This window comes from Agrobacterium leguminum, assembly GCF_015704895.1.
GTDB classification, from domain to species: Bacteria; Pseudomonadota; Alphaproteobacteria; order Rhizobiales; family Rhizobiaceae; genus Agrobacterium; species Agrobacterium leguminum.
In genome coordinates, this window is sequence record NZ_JADQWB010000001.1 from 47,614 (window position 1) to 71,032 (window position 23,419).

The 23,419-nt window shown below is 60.8% G+C and carries 24 protein-coding genes and 1 tRNA gene; 23 read left to right on the plus strand and 2 right to left on the minus strand.

Annotated features, from left to right (window positions below):
• Positions 1-84 precede the first annotated feature (84 nt).
• From glyA to I3J13_RS00230, 4 genes are read left to right on the plus strand one after another with little or no spacing between them, the layout of a single operon-like run.
• Positions 85-1,374 (plus strand): serine hydroxymethyltransferase, encoded by a 1,290-nt coding sequence (glyA, locus tag I3J13_RS00215; protein ID WP_020809946.1) that lies wholly within the window; start codon positions 85-87, stop codon positions 1,372-1,374.
• A 14-nt stretch (positions 1,375-1,388) separates the two neighbouring features.
• A complete protein-coding gene (gene nrdR / locus I3J13_RS00220; RefSeq protein WP_003496675.1) occupies positions 1,389-1,868 on the plus strand; it encodes a transcriptional regulator NrdR in 480 nt (159 codons plus the stop codon).
• Positions 1,869-1,870: 2 nt separating this feature from the next.
• Positions 1,871-3,112 carry a bifunctional diaminohydroxyphosphoribosylaminopyrimidine deaminase/5-amino-6-(5-phosphoribosylamino)uracil reductase RibD gene (gene ribD / locus I3J13_RS00225; protein WP_196377675.1) on the plus strand — a complete coding sequence of 414 codons (1,242 nt, stop codon included), beginning with the start codon at positions 1,871-1,873 and terminating at the stop codon, positions 3,110-3,112.
• Positions 3,112-3,723: a riboflavin synthase gene (locus tag I3J13_RS00230; protein WP_003520802.1), complete on the plus strand. Its 612-nt coding sequence runs from the start codon at positions 3,112-3,114 to the stop codon at positions 3,721-3,723. Before ribD ends, I3J13_RS00230 begins: the two co-directional genes overlap by 1 nt.
• A 44-nt stretch (positions 3,724-3,767) precedes the next feature.
• Here I3J13_RS00230 and I3J13_RS00235 read toward each other — a convergent pair whose 3' ends face one another.
• A complete protein-coding gene (locus I3J13_RS00235) occupies positions 3,768-4,058 on the minus strand; it encodes a hypothetical protein (RefSeq protein ID WP_196377676.1) in 291 nt (96 codons plus the stop codon).
• Between I3J13_RS00235 and I3J13_RS00240 the strand changes: the two genes are divergently transcribed.
• The 5 genes from I3J13_RS00240 to I3J13_RS00260 all read left to right on the plus strand — a co-directional run bounded on the left by I3J13_RS00240 (position 4,024) and on the right by I3J13_RS00260 (position 9,371).
• Complete coding sequence (locus tag I3J13_RS00240; protein WP_196377677.1) at positions 4,024-4,656, plus strand: LysE family translocator; 633 nt, start codon at positions 4,024-4,026, stop codon at positions 4,654-4,656. The genes I3J13_RS00235 and I3J13_RS00240 overlap by 35 nt on opposite strands.
• A 131-nt stretch (positions 4,657-4,787) precedes the next feature.
• Positions 4,788-5,267 (plus strand): 6,7-dimethyl-8-ribityllumazine synthase, encoded by a 480-nt coding sequence (locus tag I3J13_RS00245; RefSeq protein WP_003520804.1) that lies wholly within the window; start codon positions 4,788-4,790, stop codon positions 5,265-5,267.
• A gap of 4 nt (positions 5,268-5,271) precedes the next feature.
• Complete coding sequence (nusB, locus tag I3J13_RS00250) at positions 5,272-5,769, plus strand: transcription antitermination factor NusB (protein WP_004441180.1); 498 nt, start codon at positions 5,272-5,274, stop codon at positions 5,767-5,769.
• Positions 5,770-5,790: 21 nt separating this feature from the next.
• Entirely contained in the window at positions 5,791-7,014 is a 1,224-nt protein-coding gene (locus I3J13_RS00255; protein WP_196377678.1) for an MFS transporter, read from the plus strand.
• Positions 7,015-7,232: 218 nt separating this feature from the next.
• A complete protein-coding gene (locus tag I3J13_RS00260) occupies positions 7,233-9,371 on the plus strand; it encodes a sodium-translocating pyrophosphatase (protein ID WP_003520807.1) in 2,139 nt (712 codons plus the stop codon).
• Between the two features lie 77 nt (positions 9,372-9,448).
• On the opposite strand, the gene I3J13_RS00265 is transcribed toward I3J13_RS00260, so the two are convergent.
• Positions 9,449-9,979, minus strand: coding sequence for an outer membrane protein assembly factor BamE (locus tag I3J13_RS00265; protein ID WP_003520808.1), 531 nt, complete (start codon positions 9,977-9,979; stop codon positions 9,449-9,451).
• 271 nt (positions 9,980-10,250) lie between these two features.
• Between I3J13_RS00265 and I3J13_RS00270 the strand changes: the two genes are divergently transcribed.
• The 14 genes from I3J13_RS00270 to I3J13_RS00335 all read left to right on the plus strand — a co-directional run bounded on the left by I3J13_RS00270 (position 10,251) and on the right by I3J13_RS00335 (position 23,418).
• Entirely contained in the window at positions 10,251-10,790 is a 540-nt protein-coding gene (locus tag I3J13_RS00270; protein ID WP_080856221.1) for a ubiquinol-cytochrome C chaperone family protein, read from the plus strand.
• A gap of 8 nt (positions 10,791-10,798) precedes the next feature.
• A complete protein-coding gene (locus I3J13_RS00275; RefSeq protein ID WP_080857003.1) occupies positions 10,799-11,362 on the plus strand; it encodes a YceD family protein in 564 nt (187 codons plus the stop codon).
• A gap of 98 nt (positions 11,363-11,460) precedes the next feature.
• Positions 11,461-12,522, plus strand: coding sequence for a phosphate acyltransferase PlsX (gene plsX, locus I3J13_RS00280; RefSeq protein ID WP_035261625.1), 1,062 nt, complete (start codon positions 11,461-11,463; stop codon positions 12,520-12,522).
• 4 nt (positions 12,523-12,526) lie between these two features.
• Positions 12,527-13,498 carry a beta-ketoacyl-ACP synthase III gene (locus tag I3J13_RS00285; RefSeq protein ID WP_196377679.1) on the plus strand — a complete coding sequence of 324 codons (972 nt, stop codon included), beginning with the start codon at positions 12,527-12,529 and terminating at the stop codon, positions 13,496-13,498.
• A gap of 244 nt (positions 13,499-13,742) precedes the next feature.
• On the plus strand, positions 13,743-14,081 hold the full coding sequence (locus tag I3J13_RS00290; protein ID WP_035260182.1) for an integration host factor subunit alpha: 339 nt from the start codon (positions 13,743-13,745) through the stop codon (positions 14,079-14,081).
• 274 nt (positions 14,082-14,355) lie between these two features.
• A complete protein-coding gene (locus I3J13_RS00295) occupies positions 14,356-14,889 on the plus strand; it encodes a MerR family transcriptional regulator (RefSeq protein ID WP_003520813.1) in 534 nt (177 codons plus the stop codon).
• A gap of 163 nt (positions 14,890-15,052) precedes the next feature.
• The gene (locus I3J13_RS00300; RefSeq protein ID WP_196377680.1) at positions 15,053-15,781 is read left to right on the plus strand and encodes a nuclease; all 729 of its coding nucleotides are present in this window, start codon (positions 15,053-15,055) and stop codon (positions 15,779-15,781) included.
• A 235-nt stretch (positions 15,782-16,016) separates the two neighbouring features.
• Positions 16,017-16,102, plus strand: a tRNA-Leu gene (locus I3J13_RS00305).
• 154 nt (positions 16,103-16,256) lie between these two features.
• Positions 16,257-18,761: a heavy metal translocating P-type ATPase gene (locus tag I3J13_RS00310; protein ID WP_196377681.1), complete on the plus strand. Its 2,505-nt coding sequence runs from the start codon at positions 16,257-16,259 to the stop codon at positions 18,759-18,761.
• Positions 18,762-18,773: 12 nt separating this feature from the next.
• A complete protein-coding gene (locus I3J13_RS00315) occupies positions 18,774-19,784 on the plus strand; it encodes a 2Fe-2S iron-sulfur cluster-binding protein (RefSeq protein WP_196377961.1) in 1,011 nt (336 codons plus the stop codon).
• A gap of 11 nt (positions 19,785-19,795) precedes the next feature.
• Entirely contained in the window at positions 19,796-20,284 is a 489-nt protein-coding gene (gene cueR, locus I3J13_RS00320; RefSeq protein ID WP_003520818.1) for a Cu(I)-responsive transcriptional regulator, read from the plus strand.
• Between the two features lie 72 nt (positions 20,285-20,356).
• Positions 20,357-21,301: an ABC transporter permease gene (locus I3J13_RS00325; RefSeq protein WP_020810438.1), complete on the plus strand. Its 945-nt coding sequence runs from the start codon at positions 20,357-20,359 to the stop codon at positions 21,299-21,301.
• Positions 21,291-22,196, plus strand: coding sequence for an ABC transporter permease (locus tag I3J13_RS00330; protein WP_196377682.1), 906 nt, complete (start codon positions 21,291-21,293; stop codon positions 22,194-22,196). The genes I3J13_RS00325 and I3J13_RS00330 overlap by 11 nt, the downstream gene beginning before the upstream one ends.
• 139 nt (positions 22,197-22,335) lie before the next feature.
• On the plus strand, positions 22,336-23,418 hold the full coding sequence (locus I3J13_RS00335; RefSeq protein WP_196377683.1) for an ABC transporter ATP-binding protein: 1,083 nt from the start codon (positions 22,336-22,338) through the stop codon (positions 23,416-23,418).
• Position 23,419 lies beyond the last annotated feature (1 nt).

The window sequence follows — 23,419 nt, forward strand, 5'->3', positions numbered from 1 at the left end:
ACGGGCAAATCTCGCTGCCCGTATTGCTCTTGTCGGGGCAGGGCGCTAAGACGCCATCGCATTACTGTTTCAGGAGCCTTCACCATGTCGAACACAGATGCTTTCTTCTCCCGTCCGCTTGCCGATGTCGATCCGGAAATTTTCGGCGCGATCGAGAAGGAACTGGGTCGCCAGCGCCACGAGATCGAACTGATCGCCTCGGAAAACATCGTTTCCCGCGCCGTGCTCGAAGCGCAGGGTTCGATCATGACCAACAAATATGCGGAAGGTTATCCGGGCAAGCGTTATTACGGCGGCTGCCAGTTCGTCGACATCGCTGAAGAACTCGCCATCGAGCGCGCCAAGAAGCTGTTCGGCGTCAACTTCGCCAACGTCCAGCCGAACTCCGGTTCGCAGATGAACCAGGCCGTGTTCCTCGCGCTCCTGCAGCCGGGCGATACCTTCATGGGCCTCGATCTGAACTCGGGAGGCCACCTGACGCATGGTTCGCCGGTTAACATGTCCGGCAAGTGGTTCAATGTCGTCTCCTACGGCGTGCGTGAAGGCGACAACCTGCTCGACATGGACGAGGTGGAGCGCAAGGCCAAGGAACACAAGCCGAAGCTCATTCTCGCCGGCGGCACTGCCTATTCGCGTGTATGGGACTGGAAGCGCTTCCGCGAGATCGCCGATGAAGTCGGCGCCTACCTGATGGTCGACATGGCGCACATCGCCGGCCTCGTCGCCGGTGGCCAGCATCCGTCGCCGTTCCCGCACTGCCATGTCGCCACCACCACCACGCACAAATCGCTGCGCGGCCCGCGCGGCGGCATGATCCTCACCAATGACGAGGATCTGGCCAAGAAGTTCAACTCGGCCGTCTTCCCCGGCCTGCAGGGCGGCCCGCTGATGCACGTCATCGCCGCCAAGGCCGTCGCCTTCGGTGAAGCGCTGAAGCCCGAGTTCAAGGACTATGCCGCTCAGGTCGTCAAGAACGCCAAGGCGCTGGCCGAAACGCTGGTCGAAGGCGGTCTGGATGTCGTCTCCGGCGGCACCGATAACCACCTGATGCTGGTCGATCTTCGCAAGAAGAACGCCACCGGCAAGCGCGCCGAAGCAGCGCTCGGCCGCGCTTACATCACCTGCAACAAGAACGGCATTCCTTTCGATCCGGAAAAGCCCTTCGTCACCTCCGGTGTCCGTCTCGGCACGCCGGCCGGTACGACGCGCGGTTTCAAGGAAGCGGAATTCCGCGAAATCGGCAAGCTGATTGTCGAGGTTCTCGATGGTCTGAAGGTTGCCAATTCGGATGAGGGCAACGCCGCCGTCGAGGCTGCGGTGCGTGAAAAGGTCGTCGGCCTGACGGACCGTTTCCCCATGTATCCGTACATGTAAGAGAAAGGACGAAGATGCGCTGCCCTTTTTGCGGTTCTGAAGACACGCAGGTCAAGGACTCGCGTCCGGCGGAGGACAATACCTCCATCCGCCGGCGGCGCATCTGCCCCGATTGCGGCGGCCGCTTCACGACCTATGAGCGCGTGCAACTGCGCGAGCTGATGGTCATAAAGAAAAGCGGCCGCAAGCTGCCCTTCGACCGGGAAAAGCTGGTGCGATCCTTCGAGATCGCCCTGCGCAAGCGCCCGGTCGACCGCGACCGGATCGAGCGCGCCGTCTCCGGCATCGTCCGCCGCCTGGAAAGTTCCGGCGAGACGGAAATTCCCTCGGAAGAAATCGGCCTGCAGGTTCTCGAAGCACTGAAAAGCCTCGATGACGTGGCCTTCGTGCGTTACGCCTCGGTCTATCGCGATTTCAGCCATGCCGAGGATTTTGAGAACGTGATTGCCGAAATCAACGCCAAGATCGCCCGCGATACGGACGCCGGAGTCTAGCCGTGACCACCCGCGCCGATGACGAAAGATTCATGGCCCGGGCAATCGAGGTTTCGCTTCGCCATCAGGGCCAGACGCTTACCAACCCTTCGGTTGGCTGTGTGCTCGTCAAGGACGGGCAAATCATCGCCGAAGCCGTGACCGCCATTGGCGGCCGCCCGCATGCCGAACGGCAAGCGCTGGAAATCGCCGGCGAGGAGGCGCGTGGCGCCACCGCCTATGTGACGCTCGAACCCTGCTCACACTGGGGCAAGACGCCTCCCTGCGCCAATGCCCTGGTGGAATACGGCGTTGCCCGCGTCGTGGTAGCGGTGGATGATCCGGATGAGCGCGTTTCCGGCCGCGGCTATACGATTTTACGGGATGCCGGTATTGTCGTGGAAACCGGCCTGTTGCGGGATGAGGGTAAGAGGGCGCTGGCCGGTTACCTCACGCGTCAGGTGAAAAAACGCCCGCATGTGATTCTGAAGCTTGCCATTTCCGCCGATGGCATGATCGGCAGGAAAGGCGAGGGGCAGGTGGCGATTACCGGTCCCGAGGCGCGCCATGCCGTGCATGAACTTCGGGCGCATTGCGATTGCATTCTTGTGGGGATTGGCACGGCGATTGCCGACGATCCGGAACTGACGGTGCGTATTGCCGGCATGGAGCAGCGTTCCCCGGTGCGGATCGTGCTGGACCGGCAGTTTGAATTGCCGCTGACATCGAAGCTGGTGAAGACAGCGCGGGAGGTGCCGGTGGTCGTCGCGGCGATACCCCCCTCTGCCCTGCCGGGCATCTCCCCCTCAAGGGGGGAGATCGATGGAGCGCCACTCCGCTCTGCATCGACGGCCAGAGAGGGCGACCCGAAGGCGCAATTTGAACGAGCGGACAGCCCCTTGCCGATCTCCCCCCTTGAGGGGGAGATGCCCGGCAGGGCAGAGGGGGGTAGCCGCGACCGCCGCCAACTCCTCACCGACGCCGGCGTCCAGATCCTCGAAGCCCCAACGCTCGAAAACCTCCTCCACATCCTCGCCGAAAGCGGCATGTCGGAACTTCTGGTCGAAGGCGGCGCCTTTGCCGCAAAATCATTCCTTGAAGCCGGGCTGGTGGACCGTATCATGCTGTTCGAAAGCCCGGTCGTGATCGGTGAGGGCGGCATTGAAACGCCGCTCAAACGTTCCGATATTCCGGGCGACTATGCTCTGGTCAGCGAGACCGCCTATGGGCGGGATCGTTGCTTCGATTATGAAAGGCCGATTTGATGTTTACCGGAATTGTCACCGACGTCGGAACCGTTTCCGAGCTCGAAGCTCTGGCCGAAGGCGTGCGTCTGCGGGTGGCGACCAATTACGATCCCAAGACCATCGATATGGGCGCGTCCATCTCCCATGGCGGCGTCTGCCTGACGGTGACGAGACTGCCGGAAGACGGCAGCAACGAGCGCTGGTACGAGGTCGAGGCATGGGAAGAGGCGCTGCGCCTGACGACGATTGCCGGCTGGCAAAAGGGTACCCACGTCAATCTGGAGCGGGCGCTGAAGATCGGCGATGAACTTGGCGGCCACATCGTCTCCGGCCATGTCGATGGCAGGGCGGAAATCCTTTCGGTGGAATCGGAAGGTGAGGCGGTGCGCATTCGCCTGCGTGCGCCGGAGCATCTGGCGAAATTCGTGGCGCCCAAGGGTTCCGTGGCGCTCGACGGCACCTCGCTGACCGTCAACGCCGTCGAAGGCACGGATTTCGATGTGCTGCTGATCCGCCACACGTTGACTGTCACCACATGGGGCGAGCGCCAGCCGGGCGATTTCGTGAATTTCGAAGTCGATACCATGGCGCGTTATGCCGCAAGGCTTGCGGAATTTCCCTCAGCGTAATGTGACGACGCTTTGGAGAGGAGGACGCATCGACGCCTCCTCCGTCATTCCGGCCTTGAGCCGGAAGCCAGCCAGCCCAAGTCTTTGGGCTGAAAGAACTTTTCCCGCCGCGCGGACGCGCGTCGACTGGATTCCGGTTCAAGGCCGGAATGACGGAAAAGGGGAGTGGCAAACACCTGAAGTCGCGGCATATTGCAATTGTTCTCAAGCACCCCGCTTCCGATGAAGCTGGAAACGCTATAAGACTTTTTAGGCCGTTTGATATCGACCGCGAGCCAAACGGGGTAGGGGAAATACATCATGCCGTCCTTCGAACTGCTGACAGCCTTTTTCATAACCACCGCCTTGTTCGCCTATATCCCCGGTCCGGCCATGCTTTATGCGGCGGCGCAGACCATGGCGCGCGGACGGTTTGCCGGGCTGATGGCGGTGCTTGGAATTCATGTCGGCTGCTATTTCCACATTTTTGCCTCTGCGGCAGGGCTTTCGGTGCTGTTTCAGGCCGTTCCATGGCTTTATCTCGCCGTGAAGCTCTGCGGCGCGCTTTATCTCGTCTGGCTCGGTTTCTCGATGCTGCGCAGCAAGCTTGAGGGCGAGGCGGTCAATCTGACCATCGAGCCGAAATCGGCGCGCCGCGCCTTCATCGACAGCATCATCGTCGATGTGCTCAATCCGAAGACGGCGCTGTTCTTTCTGGCCTTCCTGCCGCAATTCGTGGACCCTGCGGCGGCCTTTCCGGTCTGGCTGCAATTGCTGATCCTCGGCATTGCGGTCAATTTCATTTTTTCCTCGGCCGATCTTGTCGGCGTGCTTCTGGCGGGCGCCATGGTCGGGCGTTTGAAGCGTTCCGGCGCGGTGCAGGTGCTCGCTCGCCGCGCTGCCGGAGCGGTGTTGATGGGGCTTGGCGTCCATCTTGCCTTCCAGAAAACCTGATTGTCGCGGCACCTCGCCGGAAGGCGTTAAACCCGGCCAAATGCCCCGCAAACGCGGCCTCTTGCGCCGCTGACACATGAAATTACTTGCCAAAAATGGCCAGCCGTGGTTTGACCGCCGCAAAAGCCGGTATGATCCGGCATCAAGCTTTTCAGGAAAATATCATGTCCAAACCCCATCTTCTTATCGTGGAAGCACGTTTTTACGACGATATGGCGGATGCCCTTCTCGAAGGCGCGAAATTCGCGCTCGATGAGGCCGGCGCCACCTATGACGTCATTACCGTTCCCGGCGCGCTGGAAATCCCCGCCGCCATCGCCATGGCGCTTGACGGCGCTGACAATGACGGCACGGAATATGACGGTTTCGTTGCGCTCGGCATGGTAATCCGTGGCGAGACCTACCACTTCGACATCGTCTCCAACGAATCCTCCCGCGCCCTGATGGATCTCGCCGTCAGCGAATCGCTGCCGATAGGTAACGGCATCCTCACCGTTGAAAATGACGAGCAGGCATGGGCGCGCGTGCGCCGTTCCGACAAGGATAAGGGCGGTTTCGCGGCGCGTGCGGCGCTGACAATGATCGAGCTGAAGAAAAAACTGGGTGGCTGAACGCATGTCGAATGTTGAAAATGGCGGCGAACCGCGCCAGCCTTCGGTAAAGCCCGCCAACCAGCGCGGCGCGGCCCGCCTTGCGGCCGTGCAGGCGCTCTACCAGATGGATGTCGGCGGAACCGGCGTCATGGAAGTCGTGGCCGAATACGAGGCGCACCGTCTCGGGCAGGAAGTCGACGGCGATACCTATCTGAAGGCCGACCCGTCCTGGTTCCGTTCCATCGTTTCCGGCGTCGTCCGAGATCAGACGAAGATCGACCCGCTGGTGCGCTCCGCCCTTCTGGAAGACTGGCCGCTGTCGCGCCTCGATGCCACCGTGCGCGCCATCCTGCGTGCAGGCACTTTCGAGATTCTCGAGCGCAAGGATGTGCCAGTCGCCGTCATCGTCACGGAATATGTTGAAATCGCCCGTGCTTTCTTCGAGCATGACGAGCCCAAGCTGGTGAATGCGGTGCTTGACCGCATTGCCAAGCAGGTGCGCGGCGAGGCAAAACGCTAAAATACGTTAGGTGAGGAAGAGATGAGCGCGGTTTCCGTCCCCGGACTTGAAGTTCAACTGGACGAGGCGAAGCGCAACGTCTTCCTCCTCACCATCGCGCAGGCGATCATGGGATCGGCTGCGCCCTTAAGCTTTTCGGTCGGCGCTCTTGCCGGCTATCAGCTGCTCGGCGCGGATAAGTCGCTGGCGACCGCGCCTCTCACCGGTTTCAATATCGGCGTTGCGCTCGGCGCGATCTGCGTGGCGGCTGCATCCCGCTTCCTTGGCCGCAAGGCAGGCTTCATGGTCGGCGCGCTGATGTGCTCCATCGGCGGCGGCATTGCCGCCGTGGCGCTCTTCCGTTCGGATTTTTGGCTGTTTGCCGTCGGCCTCCTGCTGATCGGCATTTCCGGCGGCTTTACGCAAAAAATCCGCTTCGCAGCAGCCGACGCCTCTCCATCCTTTTACAAGCCGAAGGCGATCTCCTGGATTCTGGCGGGCGGCATCATTTCGGCCATCGTCGGGCCGCAACTCGCCATCTTCGGCAAGGACCTGCTTGCGCCGGTCACCTTTGCCGGCGCTTTTCTGGCGCTCGTTCCGCTCGGCCTCGTCTCGATCGCCATTCTGGCATTTCTGAAACTGCCCGACCCCAAGGCCGCCGCCGCCCATGTCGAATCGGTAAGGCCGCTGTCGGAAATCGTCCGCACGCAGCGTTTCATCACCGGCATGATCTGCGGCATCGGTTCCTATGCCCTGATGACCTTCATGATGACCGGCGCACCGCTCGCCATGGTGGTCGGCTGCGGTTTCCCCACCGAACTCGCCACGCTCGGCATCCAGTGGCACGTTCTCGCCATGTTCGGCCCGAGCTTCTTCACCGGCATGCTGATTTCCCGATTCGGTGCGGAAAAAATCGTTGCGGCGGGCCTCATCGTGCTGATGGCTTGCGCCATCGTTGCCCATATGGGCATAGAGCTGTGGAATTTCTGGGCGGCGCTCATCCTGCTCGGCCTAGGCTGGAATTTCGGCTTCATCGGCGCAACCGCCATCATCACCTCCAGTTACCGCCCGCATGAGGCGGATAAGGTGCAGGGTTTCCACGATATCGTGCTGTTTGGCGCCGTGGCGCTGTCATCCTTCTCTTCCGGCAAGGTGTTTACGGCCTGGGGCTGGTCGGTGATGAACCTCGTCATCTGGCCGGTTGCCGGGCTTTGCCTTCTGCTTGTCCTGTCGCTCGTCCTGACAAGCCGCAAAAAAGCAGCCTGAGTCGCGCGCCGCACTCTACTCCTTTCAAGTTTCAGGCAAATTTGTGGGCTTGACGCGGCACCTCGCGCCAACGCAATCTCCGCTCCGAGGACATTTTTCCTTGGGAGGGGAACAAATGCCCAAGACGGGATTTGGGACAGGCCGTCCGCATCTCCCTGCACAAGGTTTCGCCACGCCGGGGAGGGAGTGAGACCCGGCCTTTTGGGAGGTAAGTGCGCATGACCGTAATACCCATAGTAATTTTATGCGGTGTCCTGTCCGTCGTTTACGCGGTATGGGCCACCAAAAGCGTTCTCGATGCCGATCAGGGCAACGAGCGTATGCGTGAAATAGCAGGTTTTATCCGTGAAGGTGCGCAGGCTTATCTCACCCGTCAATATCTCACCATCGCCATCGTCGGACTGATCGTCGCCATTCTGGCCTGGTATCTTCTGTCATCCATGGCAGCCATCGGCTTCCTCGTCGGCGCGGTGCTTTCAGGCGTCGCCGGCTTCGTCGGTATGCATGTCTCCGTGCGCGCCAATCTGCGCACCGCGCAGGCCGCCTCGCACAGCCTTTCCGCCGGTCTCGATATCGCTTTCAAGTCGGGCGCTATCACCGGCATGCTGGTGGCCGGTCTCGCGCTGCTCGGCGTCTCCATCTATTATTTCATCCTCACCTCGGTGATGGGCCATCCGGCCGGATCGCGTGAGGTGATCGATGCGCTGGTGTCGCTCGGCTTCGGCGCATCGCTGATCTCCATCTTCGCCCGTCTCGGCGGCGGCATCTTCACCAAGGGTGCGGATGTCGGCGGCGATCTCGTCGGCAAGGTGGAGGCCGGCATTCCAGAGGACGACCCGCGCAACCCGGCAACCATTGCAGACAATGTCGGCGACAATGTCGGCGATTGCGCCGGCATGGCGGCTGACCTCTTCGAGACCTATGCCGTCTCTGTCGTCGCGACCATGGTTCTCGCCGCGATATTCTTTGCCGGAACGCCGATACTGGAAAGCGCCATGGTCTATCCGCTGGCGATCTGCGGCGCCTGCATCCTGACCTCGATTGCCGGCACCTTCTTCGTCAAGCTCGGCACCAACAATTCCATCATGGGCGCGCTCTACAAGGGGCTGATCGCCACCGGCGTCTTCTCGGTTGCGGGTCTTGCGGTCGCCACTCATGCGACGGTCGGCTGGGGCACGGTAGGCACGGTGGCCGGCATGGAAATCACCGGCACCAATCTCTTCTTCTGCGGGTTGGTCGGTCTTGTCGTGACGGCGCTGATCGTCGTCATCACCGAATATTATACCGGCACCAACAAGCGGCCGGTCAACTCCATCGCCCAGGCGTCTGTCACCGGCCATGGCACCAACGTCATCCAGGGCCTTGCGGTATCGCTGGAATCGACGGCGCTGCCGGCCATCGTCATCGTCGGCGGCATCATCGGAACCTACCAGCTCGGCGGCCTGTTCGGCACTGGCATCGCGGTCACCGCCATGCTCGGCCTTGCCGGCATGATCGTGGCGCTCGACGCTTTCGGCCCGGTCACGGACAATGCCGGCGGTATCGCCGAAATGGCCGGTCTCGATCCTGACGTGCGCAAGGCGACCGATGCGCTGGACGCCGTTGGCAACACCACCAAGGCCGTCACCAAGGGTTATGCCATCGGTTCGGCCGGTCTCGGTGCGCTGGTGCTGTTCGCCGCCTATGCCAATGACTTGTCCTACTTCGCCGCCAATGGCGATACCTATCCCTACTTCAAGGACATTGGCGAGATTTCTTTCAGCCTCGCCAATCCTTACGTGGTTGCCGGCCTGCTGTTCGGCGGTCTCATTCCCTATCTCTTCGGCGGCATCGCCATGACGGCGGTGGGCAAGGCGGCAAGCTCGATCGTCGAGGAAGTGCGCCGCCAGTTCCGCGAAAAGCCCGGCATCATGGCCGGAACGGAAAAACCTGATTACGGCAAGGCCGTGGACCTGCTGACACGGGCGGCGATCAAGGAAATGGTCATCCCGTCGCTCCTGCCGGTTCTGGCGCCGCTCGTCGTCTATTTCGGCGTGCTGGCCATTTCCGGCTCCAAGGCGTCGGCCTTCGCGGCACTTGGCGCATCGCTGCTTGGCGTCATCATCAACGGCCTCTTCGTGGCGATTTCCATGACCTCCGGTGGCGGTGCATGGGACAATGCCAAGAAGAGCTTCGAAGACGGTTTCATCGACAAGGACGGCGTGCGCCACGTCAAGGGTTCGGACGCCCACAAGGCGTCGGTGACGGGCGATACGGTCGGCGATCCCTACAAGGATACCGCCGGTCCAGCCGTCAACCCGGCGATCAAGATCACCAATATCGTGGCGCTGCTGCTGCTGGCGGTTCTTGCCCACTGAAGGCTTAAGGTTCCGACCAATGAAAAAGGCCCGGGGAACGATCCCCGGGCCTTTGAATTTTCCGTTTCTTCTTCCGATCAGGGGGTGTTGTTGCCCTGACCCAGAATGCTCTTGGCGATATTGGCGCCCGAGGTGCCGCCGGAAAGCAGCTGCTGCAGGAAGGTGAGGTCCTTGCCGCCCGTCGGCGTGGTGCGCGAAATCGTGTCGAAGACCTTGCCGTCCTGCAGCGTATAGTTGGCCTTGCGCTCGATCACGCCGTCCTTGTTGAAATAGATCGCGAGAATGTTTTGCTCCACCAGCGCCGGCTTCATGAAGGCCGCGCGGCGCACGCGCTTCTGCGAGATGTAATAGAAAACCTCGTTGCCGAAGGTCGCGGTGGTGGAGGGCGTGCCCATGGTCAGCAGAACCTGCTCGCGGCTCGAACCTTCCGGGATCAGCTGAAGCGACTGCTCGTCCATGACGTAGCCGTTATGGAACACATCGGTCGTGCTGCTGCAGGCGGAAAGCAGGCCGGATGCGAGCACGATTGCGATGGCGGTCTTGCTCAGAACATTGCCGTGACTTGCGGATTTCTGCTTGCTCAACTGCTTTTCCCCGACTGCGATCATGAATGGCACCTTCCGGCATTGCGTGGTGCACAGTGTCTGTGCACATGATTGTGTCAATCCGGGGACGGAAAATCCCGGTCACTCCCCAAATTCAATGCTTTCCCGGTCTTTTGGAACTCCTCCGGTTCTCTTCGACTGTTTCAGGCGAAAGACGAACGTGACCGCGACAGCATTGCAATTCGTGGATGCTTCGGTAAACCAGCTTTGACGATCATGCAACAAGTGCGATGGGCGGTAAGCGAATTCACCCGTCCCGTTCGGAAAAAAAACGATGATATTCGGGCTGTTCAAGAAGAAAAACAACAATCGCGCCATTGTCGACCGGCAATATGCGACTTTGACCGCTGCTGCCCGCACGCCCGCTTTCTATCTCGATCTCGGTGTTCCCGATACGGTCATGGGCCGCTTCGAGATGCTGTCGGTCATCATGATTCTCTATTTCCGCCGCACCAAATCCTCCGATGTCAGCGGGCAGGAAATTGCCCAGGAGATCGTCGACGCCTTTTTTCAGGACCTCGATCATTCCATCCGCGAACTGGGAATCGGCGATCAGGGCGTGCCGAAGCGCATGAAGAAATTCGCCGGCATGTTTTATGGGAGGCTCGAATCCTATGCGGCGGCGCTGGATGCTTCCGACCGCGTTGCCCTTGCCGCGGCGCTCCGGCGCAATATATATCCGCAGGTAGATGAAATGGCGCCCGATATGGAGGGGCTGGCAGGCTGGATGATGGACGCATCCACGCAACTTGCCGCCCAGTCCGAAGACACAATAGCAACCGGAAGCCTGACGCTGCCCTTGCCTGGACGATGAGGTTCACGATGAACGCGCGACACCCTGCAAATGACGACCTGCCTTTTTCCTATCCCGTAAAGGTAGGCCATATTTCCGCCAATCCGGTCAGGATTGGTCTCGAAGCCAGTGCCGAGGAACTGAAGGCGCTGGCGAAATTCTGGAATGTGGTTTCCGTCGAATATCTGAAGGCGGAGCTGCAGGTTTCCCGCTGGAAGAAGGATGGCGTGAAGATCAAGGGCGAAGTGCATGCGGCGGTAACGCAATCCTGCGTCGTCACGCTGGAGCCGGTCTCGAGCAAGATCGATGAGACCGTCGAGCAGATTTTCGTTCCGGAAGGTTCGAAACTGGCGCGGATGGTGACCAATGAGGAAGGCGAGATCGTGCTCGACCCCGACGGCCCGGATATTCCCGACCAGTTCACCGGCGACAGCATCGATGTCGGCGCGGTGGTTGCCGAATTTGCGGCGCTCGCGATCGATCCCTATCCGCGCAAAGCGGATGCGGAATTTGCCGAATCGGCCGAAAAAGAGCCTGAAGAAGAAAAGCGCCCGTCGCCCTTTGCCGTGCTCAAAGATTGGAAAAAAGACTGAATGGCCCCGTTGGGCTGAAATAATTTTATTGTAACGAAGGCCGGAAAAGGTATTTTCGCGCAAAACCGCTGTTTGGCGGGAAGAAGGATAAGGGACGAGTGATCAGAATTGCAATTGACGTCATGGGTGGCGATTTCGGCCCAGATGTTGCCATACCCGGTGCTGCCAAGGCGCTTGAACGGCACAACGATGTAACTTTTCTGCTCTACGGGCAGAAGAGCAAATGCGACCCCATTCTGGCACAATATCCCGCGCTTCGGGAAAAGTCGGTCTTTCACGATTGTGAAGTCTCGGTCAGCATGGACGAGAAGCCGAGCCAGGCGCTGCGCCGTGGCCGCTACGTTTCCAGCATGTGGCGCGCCATCGAGGCCGTGAAGCTCGGCGAGGCGGATGTCGCCGTTTCCGCCGGCAATACCGGCGCGCTGATGGCCATGGCGAAATTCTGTTTGCGCACCATGGCGCGGGTGGAACGCCCGGCAATTGCCGGCATCTGGCCGACGCTGAAGGGCGAAAGCATCGTGCTCGACATCGGCGCGACCATCGGCGCCGATTCCCAGCAGCTGCTGGATTTCGCCCTGATGGGTGGCGCCATGGCGCGGGCGCTTTTCGATATCGACCGTCCGACCGTCGGCCTGCTCAATGTCGGCGTCGAGGAGGTCAAGGGTCAGGAAGAGGTTCGCGAGGCCGGACGGCTGATCCGCGAGGCCGATCTCGCCACCATCGATTATCGCGGTTTCGTCGAAGGCGACGATATCGGCAAGGGCACGGTGGATGTGGTGGTGACCGAAGGTTTCACCGGCAATATCGCGCTCAAGGCCGCCGAAGGCACCGCCCGCCAGATCACCACGCTGCTGCGTGAGGCGATCTCCCGCAGCTTCTTCGCCAAGATCGGTTACATCCTGGCGAAAAGCGCCTTCGATGTGCTTCGTGAAAAGATGGACCCGCGCAAGGTCAATGGCGGCGTGTTTCTCGGCCTGAACGGCATTGTCATCAAGAGCCATGGCGGCACGGATGCCATCGGTTTTGCCTCCGCCGTCGATGTCGGCTACGACATGGTCCACAACGGTCTGACGGCCAAGATTGAAAATGATCTGAAGATTTACCACGCAAGACGGCTTCCGCCCCCGGCGCCCGAAGCTCTCGTGGCTGACGAGGAATAAGGGAATGATCCGCTCTATAGTCCGTGGTTTCGGGGCAGCGCTTCCGAAGCGTGTCATGACCAACAGCGAAATCGAAGGGGTCGTCGAGACTTCCGACGAATGGATCGTGCAGCGCACGGGCATCAAGCAGCGCTATATCGCCGGCGAAGGTGAAACCACCGCGTCCCTCGGCGAAGCGGCGGCGCGCGCCGCGCTCGACAATGCCGGCCTGACGCCCGACGATATCGACCTCATCATTCTGGCCACCTCGACCCCGGATAACACCTTTCCGGCAACGGCGGTGAACATCCAGAACCGGCTGGGCATGACCCATGGTTTCGCCTTCGACATGCAGGCCGTCTGCTCCGGTTTCGTTTATGCCGTATCGACCGCCAATCTCTATATTCGCGGCGGCATGGCCAAGCGCGTTCTGGTGATCGGTTCCGAGACCTTCTCGCGCATCCTCGACTGGAAGGACCGCACCACCTGCGTCCTCTTCGGCGACGGCGCCGGCGCGCTGGTTCTGGAGGCCGGCGAAGGCGAGGGCACTTCTGCCGATCGCGGCATTCTGACGGCGCAGCTTCGCTCTGACGGCTCGCACAAGGAAAAGCTCTATGTCGATGGCGGACCTTCCACCACAGGCACGGTCGGCCATCTGCGCATGGAGGGCCGGGAAGTGTTCAAGCACGCCGTCGGCATGATCACCGACGTCATCGAACAGGCCTTCGAGGCGACGGGCACGACGTCCGACGATCTCGATTGGCTCGTTCCGCACCAGGCGAACAAGCGCATCATCGACGGTTCGGCAAAGAAGCTCAACATCGACCCGGAAAAGGTCGTGATCACCGTCGATCAGCACGGCAATACCTCGGCCGCTTCCATTCCGCTGGCGCTCGCCGTTGCCGCCGGTGACGGACGCATCAAGAAGGGCGATCTGGTCATGCTGGAGGCCATGGGCGGCGGCTTCACCTGGGGCGCGGTGCTGCTGCGCTGGTAAAGGCCTGATTTCCGCGTTTGCCGGGGCGATGGCGCGAAATCGGTTGTGATTTTCGCGCTCACGCCCCGATCGGAAGCGCCGGAGCGGCCCGAGCCTGTGTCAAAACCGTATCACTCGCTCTAAGCCCTTGCACTGATTGCCGAAAGCCTCAAATGAATCTGGAACAATCCCTTGACCGGTCGCCACAAGGGAAATAATCTCGGCGGCTCCTAGAGAAGAGTTCAGACACGGTTTGCGGGGAAAAATGGCCGGGAAGACAGTGACACGCGCAGATCTTGCAGAATCTGTGTTTCGTAAAGTCGGGCTGTCCCGCACCGAATCCGCCGAACTGGTCGAGACGATCATCGACGAAATATGCAACGCGATCACGCGCGGCGAAGTCGTCAAGCTTTCGTCCTTCGCGACATTCCAGATCCGGGAAAAGAACGAGCGTATCGGCCGCAACCCGAAGACGGGTGAGGAAGTTCCGATTTCCCCACGTCGCGTCATGACCTTCAAGGCCTCGAACGTGCTGAAGCAGCGCATTCTGAAGGCCCATACGGCCCGCAAAGCCAAGCAGAAGGGCCAGAAGGCCGGGACGTAATCCCGCTCGCAAGGTCTAAGCGACACGCCTTTTTTGCCGTATCGCAAGCCTTTTTCCCCATTCTTCTTGTGAACATACTTGAATTTCAACGTGCAAGCCGTTGAAATCCGGTCGACTCACATCATAATCAATTTTAGTGATTTGTATCTCGCCGCAATGGCGTCGGCGCGGGGTCTTAACCGACTTTGCGCGGTGTTTGACCGGCGGGTGAAAAGCGTTCTCGTTCAGTGTCCAGCCGGATGCATGGCGCTCCGGTTCGGATGGGAGTGGAAATTTGGATAAAAGCCCCGACGCGTTTCGGACGATCAGTGAAGTGGCGGATGAGCTGAACCTGCCGCAGCATGTGCTGCGTTTCTGGGAAACACGCTTTCCGCAGATCAAGCCGATGAAACGGGGCGGGGGCCGCCGTTATTACCGCCCTGACGATATCGATCTCCTGAAGGGCATTCGTCACCTTCTTTATGACCATGGCTACACCATCAAGGGCGTACAGAAGCTGCTGAAAGCCAATGGCAACCGCTTCGTGGCGGCAATCGCCTCCGGTGATCTTGCGACCATGGAAGCCATCATGGCGGCGAGCGGTGAAAAGGAAGTCGCCGAACCGCGCGTCGTCGATACCGATGGGGACGAGGTCGTCGGTCGTCCGAAGGCCAAGCCAAGCGGCCGTTTTTTCGGCTTCGGCGGTGGCGGCGGTGATGCGGAAATATCGGTCGGCAAGTCGAGCATCGGCAAGGACGATCAGGCGCTTTTGCAGGAAGCCCTGTTCGATCTCCTCGAATGTAAGCGCCTTCTCGATCAGGTTCGCTGACGGTTTATCCACAGCTCATTTGTGTGCTTTCCATCCGGGAAATCGAGAAAACAAGGGGTTAAGGCGTTTTCCCGATTCTCTGAAAAACGAAAACGCCCGGCAATGCCAACCTTTCGGAAACTCCTTTGGCCGATAATGCGGCTCCGTAAAAAGGAGTCCGATCGTGAGCAATCGAAAATCGACAGCACGACGCCGCACGGCGAAGAAATCGGGTGGCGGCAGCGTTTGGCCATGGGTGCTGATGCTGGGCGTCGTTGCCGGCGGCATTCAGGCTTACGAACATCGCGACAGTCTTTTGCCGCAGCGTCATGTTGCAAAGGCGACATCTCCGGCCACGAGTTCTTCGAAAGTCGCGACGGCGGCCAAACGCGATTCCGTCACGCCGGAAAAAGTGGCATCCATCCGCCCCGCATCGCCGGCTCTGCCCGGCAACGGCCCGGTGCCGCCGCGCCCGATCGCCATGCCGTCCGCCTCGCAACCGAGCCAGGTCGCCGCTATCCTGCCGGAAACCCGTCCTTCGGTCGAAAAAATCTCACTCGGTGAAAAAAGCGGTACTTTTGCCTTTTGCGGTCGTTCCGGCCTCAACAATTGCGTGGCCGATGGCAACACTTTCTGGATGAAGGGCGTGAAAATGCAGCTTGCCGGCATAGAAGTGCCGCAGATCGACCGGGCGCGCTGCATGGAAGAGCGGCAACGCGGTTTCGTCGCGAAGGTAAGGCTTCGCGACATGCTGAATGCCGGCGCCTTCGATGTGGCGTCCTCCGCTGCTGCGGGCGGGCAAGCCACGGAACGCAAACGGCTTTCGCGTTCGGGCGTATCCTTCGCCGATCAACTCGTGCGGGAAGGGCTCGCGCATCCGGCATCTGCAAAAAATCAGTCCTGGTGTGGCTAAAGCGTTCTCGCTTTTCTTCGAATCGCGAAAACGCTCCAGCTCTTTGTTTGCCGCATTTCCGGACGGAAAGCCGGGTTCCACTTTTCCTGGAAATGCTCCGAGGCCCCGTTGACCGAAACGGTTCGGCCTGTGTAGATGAGGCTCAGTCGTGTTTGGGACCGGCCCCAGCGCCGGGCGCCAGAAGCATGACGATTTTTTGCAGCGCCCCGACCGAAACGGTACGCGGCGCGGCAATGCGGACGTGGCGAAATCGGTAGACGCAGCAGACTTAAAATCTGCCGACCATTGGTCTTGCGGGTTCAAGTCCCGCCGTCCGCACCATTTTTTCCCCTTACTTAATCGTCTGTGAGCCGGCGTAAAACACCCGTTCACGTGCACGGCATCGTCACTTGAAAATCATCAAAAAGAACCTATTGACCTTGCCACGATGGGAAGCCCTATCTTTTTTTTAACACAGAAAAGAGGGGTCATACGCATGTCACAAATGGAGATCCGGGCGAGCCATCAGATTGCGATCGATGGCATGACATGCGCCTCCTGTGTCGGCCGCGTGGAAAAGGCCATTGCCAAGGTGCCGGGCGTTCTGAAAGCTTCGGTCAATCTGGCAACGGAACGTGCCGACATTTCCTTTTCCGGGCCGCCGGATGTGCCGGCCGTTATCGAGGCGGTGCGGCAGGCCGGTTACAGCGTCGAAGAGAAAACCATCGAACTCGATATTGAGGGCATGACCTGCGCCTCCTGCGTTGGACGTGTCGAAAAGGCGTTGAAGGCCGTATCCGGTGTTTCCGGTGCAAGCGTCAATCTGGCGACGGAGCGCGCCACCGTCCGCGTCGCCGGCAACGCCGCCTCTGCGGCCAACCTTTCGGATGCCATCAAACGGGCGGGCTATAAGGCGAACGAGGTTGTCGCCGACAAAGCCACGGATGGAGAGCAGGACAAGCGCGAGGCGGAACTGCGCAGCCTCAAAATCAACCTCGCCGTCGCCGTTGTTCTGACGCTACCGGTTTTCGTGCTGGAAATGGGGTCGCATCTGGTGCCCGCCATCCATGATTTCGTGATGGAAACGGTCGGCATGCAGGAAAGCTGGTATCTGCAATTTGCGCTGACGTCGCTGGTTCTGTTCGGGCCCGGCCTGCGTTTCTTCAAAAAGGGCATACCCGCACTTCTGCGGCTGGCGCCGGACATGAATTCGCTCGTCGTGCTGGGCACCGCCGCCGCCTGGGGATTTTCGGTAGTCGCAACCTTCATGCCCAAAATCCTGCCGAGCGGCACGGCCAATGTCTATTACGAGGCGGCGGCGGTCATCGTCACGCTCATCCTTCTCGGACGTTTTCTCGAAGCACGCGCCAAAGGCCGCACCAGCGAGGCGATAAAGCGGCTTGTCGGCCTGCAGGCCAAGTCCGCCCGCGTGCTGCGCGATGGCGAAACCATCGATGTGCCGTTGCAGGATGTGCGCACCGGCGATGTGATCGTCGTTCGCCCCGGCGAGAAAGTGCCGGTCGATGGGCTGGTCCTCAGCGGCTCTTCTTATGTCGATGAATCGATGATCACGGGCGAACCGGTGCCGGTCACCAAGGCGACGGGTTCCGAAGTCGTCGGCGGCACGGTCAACCGCAACGGTTCTTTCACCTTCCGCGCCACCAAGGTCGGCGCCGATACGCTGATCGCCCAGATCATCCGCATGGTCGAGGAGGCGCAGGCCGACAAGCTGCCCATTCAGGCGCTGGTGGACAAGGTGACCAACTGGTTCGTGCCGGCGGTGATGCTGGCAGCGCTCGCCACCTTCATCGTCTGGTTCATGTTCGGGCCTGATCCGGCCTTGACCTTCGCGCTCGTCAATGCGGTTGCGGTGCTTATCATCGCCTGTCCCTGCGCCATGGGCCTTGCCACGCCGACCTCGATCATGGTCGGCACCGGCCGCGCCGCCGAAATGGGCGTGCTGTTCCGCCGCGGCGATGCGCTCCAGACGCTCCGCGATGCCGATGTGATCGCCGTCGACAAGACCGGCACGCTGACGCTCGGCAAACCGAAACTGGTGCATTTTACCACGACAGAGGGCTTCGATGCGGATGAGGTGTTGCGCCTCGTCGCCTCGCTGGAGAACCATTCCGAACATCCGATTGCCGAAGCGATCGTCGAGGCTGCGAAACATGGCGGCCTGACGCTTGCCGATGCGGAAGGCTTCGAGGCGACCCCCGGTTTTGGTGTTGCAGCCATGGTTGACGGCCGCAGGGTGGAAGCGGGCGCGGACCGGTTCATGACCAAGCTCGGTTACGATGTCGCGATGTTCGCAGACGATGCCGAGCGGCTGGGCAGGGAAGGGCAGTCACCGCTTTATGCCGCCGTCGATGGCAGGCTGGCTGCGATCGTCGCGGTTGCCGATCCGGTCAAGCAGACGACCCCGGAAGCGATTGCGGCGCTGCATGCGCTCGGCCTCAAGGTCACGATGATCACGGGTGACAATCGCCGCACCGCGGAAGCCATCGCCCGTCGGCTCGGCATTGACGAGGTGGTGGCGGAAGTCCTGCCCGACGGCAAGGTGGAGGCCGTCAAGAGGCTTGCCGCCGGCGGGCGACGTGTCGCCTTTGTCGGCGATGGCATCAACGATGCGCCGGCGCTGGCCGCCGCCGATGTCGGCCTAGCCATCGGCACGGGCACGGATGTCGCCATTGAAAGCGCCGATGTGGTGCTGATGTCTGGCGATTTGCGCGGCGTGGCCAATGCCATCGCACTCTCCAAGGCCACGATCCGCAATATAGGCCAGAATTTGTTCTGGGCCTTCGCTTACAATGCCGCTCTCGTTCCCGTGGCGGCCGGAATATTGTATCCTGTCAACGGCGTTCTGCTGTCGCCTGTCCTTGCCGCCGGAGCCATGGCGCTTTCCAGCGTCTTCGTATTGACGAACGCGCTGCGCCTGAAAAGCTTCCGCGCACCGCTGGTGGACAGATCGTCCGGCATGCAGCTCGCAGCGGCCGAATAGGAGGCGGACATGATGACGCCTGGCAACACAATCTATCTGCCGCAGATCGGACGCAGCATCATGGCGGCGCAGGGTGAGACCGTGCTTCAGGCCGCACTGGCGGCAGGGGTTACTTATCCGCATGGCTGTCGCATGGGCCGCTGCGGCGCCTGCAAGTCTCACCTCATTTCCGGCGAAATCGATCTTCTCAAGCATACGCCCTTCTCCTTGACCGAAGAGGAAAAAGCTGAAGGCCTGACGCTTGCCTGCCGGGCCGTGCCGCTGAGCGACATGACGATCAGCTGGCTCGACGGGGCGGATGAGATCGCCGATATTCCGACCGGCCGCTTTGAGGGCGTGGTTGCGGAAGCGCTGGATGCGACGCACGATATCAAGCTCATCCGCATCCGGCTTGACGATCGCGGGCAGTTTACCTTCAAACCCGGACAATATGTGCGCCTGCTTTATCCCGACTGTTCGCCGCGCGATTATTCAATTGCCAGCAGGGTGGATGAAGAATTGATTGAATTCCACATCCGGCATGTTCCCGGCGGCATGACGAGCAGCCGCATCTTCTCGCTCGCAAGCGTGGGTGACCCCGTCACGATAGTCGGGCCTTTCGGCTCTTCGTTCCTGCGGGAAAAACATTGCGGGCCGATCCTCGGCATTGCCGGCGGTTCGGGGCTCGCTCCGGTCAAGGCAGTTGTCGAGGCGGCGCTCGCAACGGGCCGCGAACGACCGGTTCATGTCTATTTCGGCGCGCGCGCCGAGCGTGATCTCTATATGCTCGACCGCTTCGGCGATCTTGCCGCGCGGCATGGCAATCTGAGTTTCGTTCCGGTGCTCTCGCATGAGGAACATGCCGATATCCGGTGCGGTTATGTCGGTGCGGCCGTGGCGGATGATTTCGACGATCTCGATGGCTGGAAAGCCTATATTGCAGGCCCGCCGGCCATGATCGAGGCGACGGTGCCGCAGCTTCTGGCGCGCGGCATGCGCACCGCCGACATTCATGCAGACGTGTTTTTCACCCCGGAAAGATAGGAGCAGGATCGATGAATATTGGCACAGCCGCCACCGCATCCGGTGTTTCTGCGAAGATGATCAGGCATTACGAGACAATAGGCCTGATCAAATCGGCAAACCGCACGGAGTCCGGATACAGGGTCTATACGGCCAATGATCTGGAAACGCTGCGTTTCATCCGGCGCGGACGCGATCTCGGTTTTTCCATCGAAAAGATCAGGCAGCTGATGACGCTCTGGCGCGATCCGGGCGGCGCCTCCTGCGATGTCAAACGCATCGTCATGGAACATGTCGTCGATCTGGAAGCGAAGATGCATACGCTTCGCGAGATGGCCGATACGCTGCGAAATCTTGCAACCTATTGCCCTGACAACGGTGAGCCGGATTGCCCGATCATCCATGATCTCGCCCATGCCGAGGATATCGATTTTACGACCGTGGCCATCGTGCCCAAGCGCACCGGAATGTTGAAGGGCACCTCCGGTCCGGTGATGGATCTACAGCGCCCGGTGAAATAAGCGGCCGTTTTCCTTTGGGAAACGGGCGTGGATTGCAGTGCAGACGCCAATTGTGGTGAAGGAGACCAAGCCATGTGGATACAGATAATACAGCGCTTCCTTATTCTGTGCCTGATGCTGGCGATCGTGTCCGTCATCGCGTTTCTCTTGCCCTATATGGCGGGCGGCGATCCGGCCCGCACCATTCTCATGTCGCGCATGCGCGATACGGCGCTCGATCCTCACGCGGTCGAGGCGCTCAGGGTCAGCCTCGGACTGGACCGCCCGCTCTATGTGCAATATTTCGCATGGTTGTCGGGCGCGCTGCGGGGCGATCTCGGATTTTCCTTCACCAGCAGCCAGCCGGTCGCCGCCGAGCTTTTGCGATCGCTCTGGGTGTCGGTGACGCTGGCGCTGACGGCGCTGGCGGTCGCGGTGGCCGTCGCCCTGCCGCTCGGCACCCTGGCGGCGATGCGTCCCGGCGGTCGGCTGGACAATTTCGCGACGCTGATGATCCAGACCTTCGTTGCAACGCCCGAATACTGGTTTGCGCCGATGTCGGCACTGGTCTTTGCGCTCTATCTCGGCTGGTTGCCCTCGGCCGGATGGGATAGCTGGCGTTCGCTGGTGCTTCCCGCACTGACCCTGACGCTGCGGCCGCTCGCCTATTTCACCCAGGTGACGCGCGCGGCAATGGCCGAGGTTCTGCGCGCGCCCTATATCACGGCGGCCCGCAGCCGCGGTCTCGGCATGCATGGCACGGTCATGCGCCATGGCATCCGTAACGGCTCGCTGCCGGTGGTCACCTTCTTCGCCCTGTGGCTTGCCGGCCTGCTTGGCGGATCGGTGGTCGTGGAAGTGATCTTCGCCATTCCCGGCATGGGCCGGCTTCTCTACGACGCCGTGGTCAATCGCGACATTCCGATGCTGCAGGGCGGTTTCATCTGCATCGTGGCGCTCTCCATCCTGATCAATACCCTGGCCGACAGCTTTTATGTCCTGATCAATCCAGCAATGCGAGCTCACCATGACCATTAGCCACTTCCCGAGCGCGCCTGTCGCCGCCATGCCGATGACCACGCCCAAGCGCCCTTCGAACCTCGCCCGGTTCACGGATTTCATCCGCCGCCGGCACTGGACCTTCTATGCGGGATCGGCGATTTTTCTCGTCATCATCCTGCTGCTGGTGATCGCACCGTGGATTTCGCCCTATGATCCGGCAAAGCAGAGCCTTCGGCTCAGGCTGAATGCGCCGAGCGCCGCCTATTGGCTGGGGACGGACCATCTCGGGCGCGATGTCTTGAGCCGGCTGTTGATCGGCGGCCGCTTCACGGTCACGATTGCCGCCATCACCGTCATTCTGTCGGTCGTGATCGGAACCTTCATCGGCATCATCAGCGGCCGCAGCCGTGGCATCCTCGACGAAGTGCTGATGCGCATCGTGGACCTGCTCATCGCCATACCGGACGTGGTGATCGCGATTTTCCTTGTCGCCATTTTCGGTCCGGGATATGGCACGCTGATCGCGTCGCTGACCATCGTTGGCTGGACACCTTTTGCGCGGCTGGCGCGGGGACTGACGCTCTCGATCAATTCCCGCGAATATATCCGCGCGGCAGAGGTGCTCGGCTGCACACGGCGCTTCATCATCTTCCGGCATATCATTCCCAACACGATCTGGCCCATCGCGGCCGTGGCGTTCCTGCGCTTTGGCCACAAGCTGATCACGGTGGGTGGATTGTCGTTTCTGGGCCTTGGCGTACAGCCGCCGGCCGCCGACTGGGCGCTGATGCTGGCCGATGCGCAGGCTTACGCGGAACGGATGCCCGTTCTCGTCATCGCACCGGGTCTGGCGATTTTCCTGGCGGCGCTCAGCGTGACGTGGATCGGCCATGGCCTGAACCTGGAAACGAAGAAAACGAGCGGTCATTGACGCCTGCGAACGGGCAATGGTCGATTTGACGATTGTCAAACATAGATGACGCAACGGAACCGGAAGGAGAGTAATATCGTCTGAAGCCGCATGAAGAATACGCAATGCCTCCGATTCAATAAAAATAAGGGGAACTCTTATGAATATCGAAGGACAAACGCTTGCCAATACGGCCATGTCCCCTGAATGCGCACCGCTTCTGGAGATAGAGGACCTGCACGTTTCCGTGCCGGCGCAAAATGGCCGCAAGTTTGTTATTTCGGGCCTGACGCTTTCCGTCAACGCCGGAGAAGTCGTCGCTCTCGTCGGCGAATCCGGGTCGGGCAAGAGCATGACGGCGCTGTCGCTGATGCGGCTTTTGCCGCAGGGCGCGGAAATCAATTCCGGCCGTATTTCCTTTGCCGGGCGCGATATTCTCGCTCTTTCATCTTCCGAACTCGATGCGCTGCGCGGCGCCGATATCAGCATGCTGTTCCAGCAGCCGCAGGCCATGCTCGACCCGACCAGCCGGGTGAGGACGCAGGTGGCGGAGCCGCTCTGGATCCACCGTAAAATGAGCCGGCACGCCGCACTTAACCGGGTCGTCGGTCTCCTGTCGGACGTCGGCATTCCCGATCCGTCGGCGCGGGCGCAATGCTTTGCGCACGAGCTTTCCGGCGGCATGGCGCAACGTGTGATGATTGCGGCCGCACTCTCCGGCAATCCGCAGCTTCTGATCGCCGACGAACCGACGACGGCGCTTGATGTCACCGTCCAGGCACAAATCCTGCGCCTGCTCGACGATGAGCGCCGCAAGCGCCGGCTTGCCACGCTGCTCATCACCCACGATCTCTCGGTCGTCGCCGCCTTCGCGGACCGGATCGCGGTCATGTATGCCGGCCGCATCGTCGAAGAGGGGCCGACCCAGGCGATCCTCAAGGCGCCGCAGCACCCCTATACCAAGGCGCTCATCAGCTGTTCGCTGTTGACCACCGACAGCGAGGGGCAGTTGCTGACGATCCCCGGCTCCAGTGCGCAGGCCCATGACATGTCCTGCGGCTGCCGGTTTCATCCGCGCTGCGCGCTTGCCAATTCGGCAGGCATGAGCGGCCGCTGCATGGCCTCGGAACCGGATCTGAATGCCTTGCCCGAAGGGCGCAAGGCGCGGTGCTGGGCGGTCGGTCACGACCATGCCAGCCATGATCATGCCGGTCACGATCATGCCAGCCACACGGTCTGCTGAG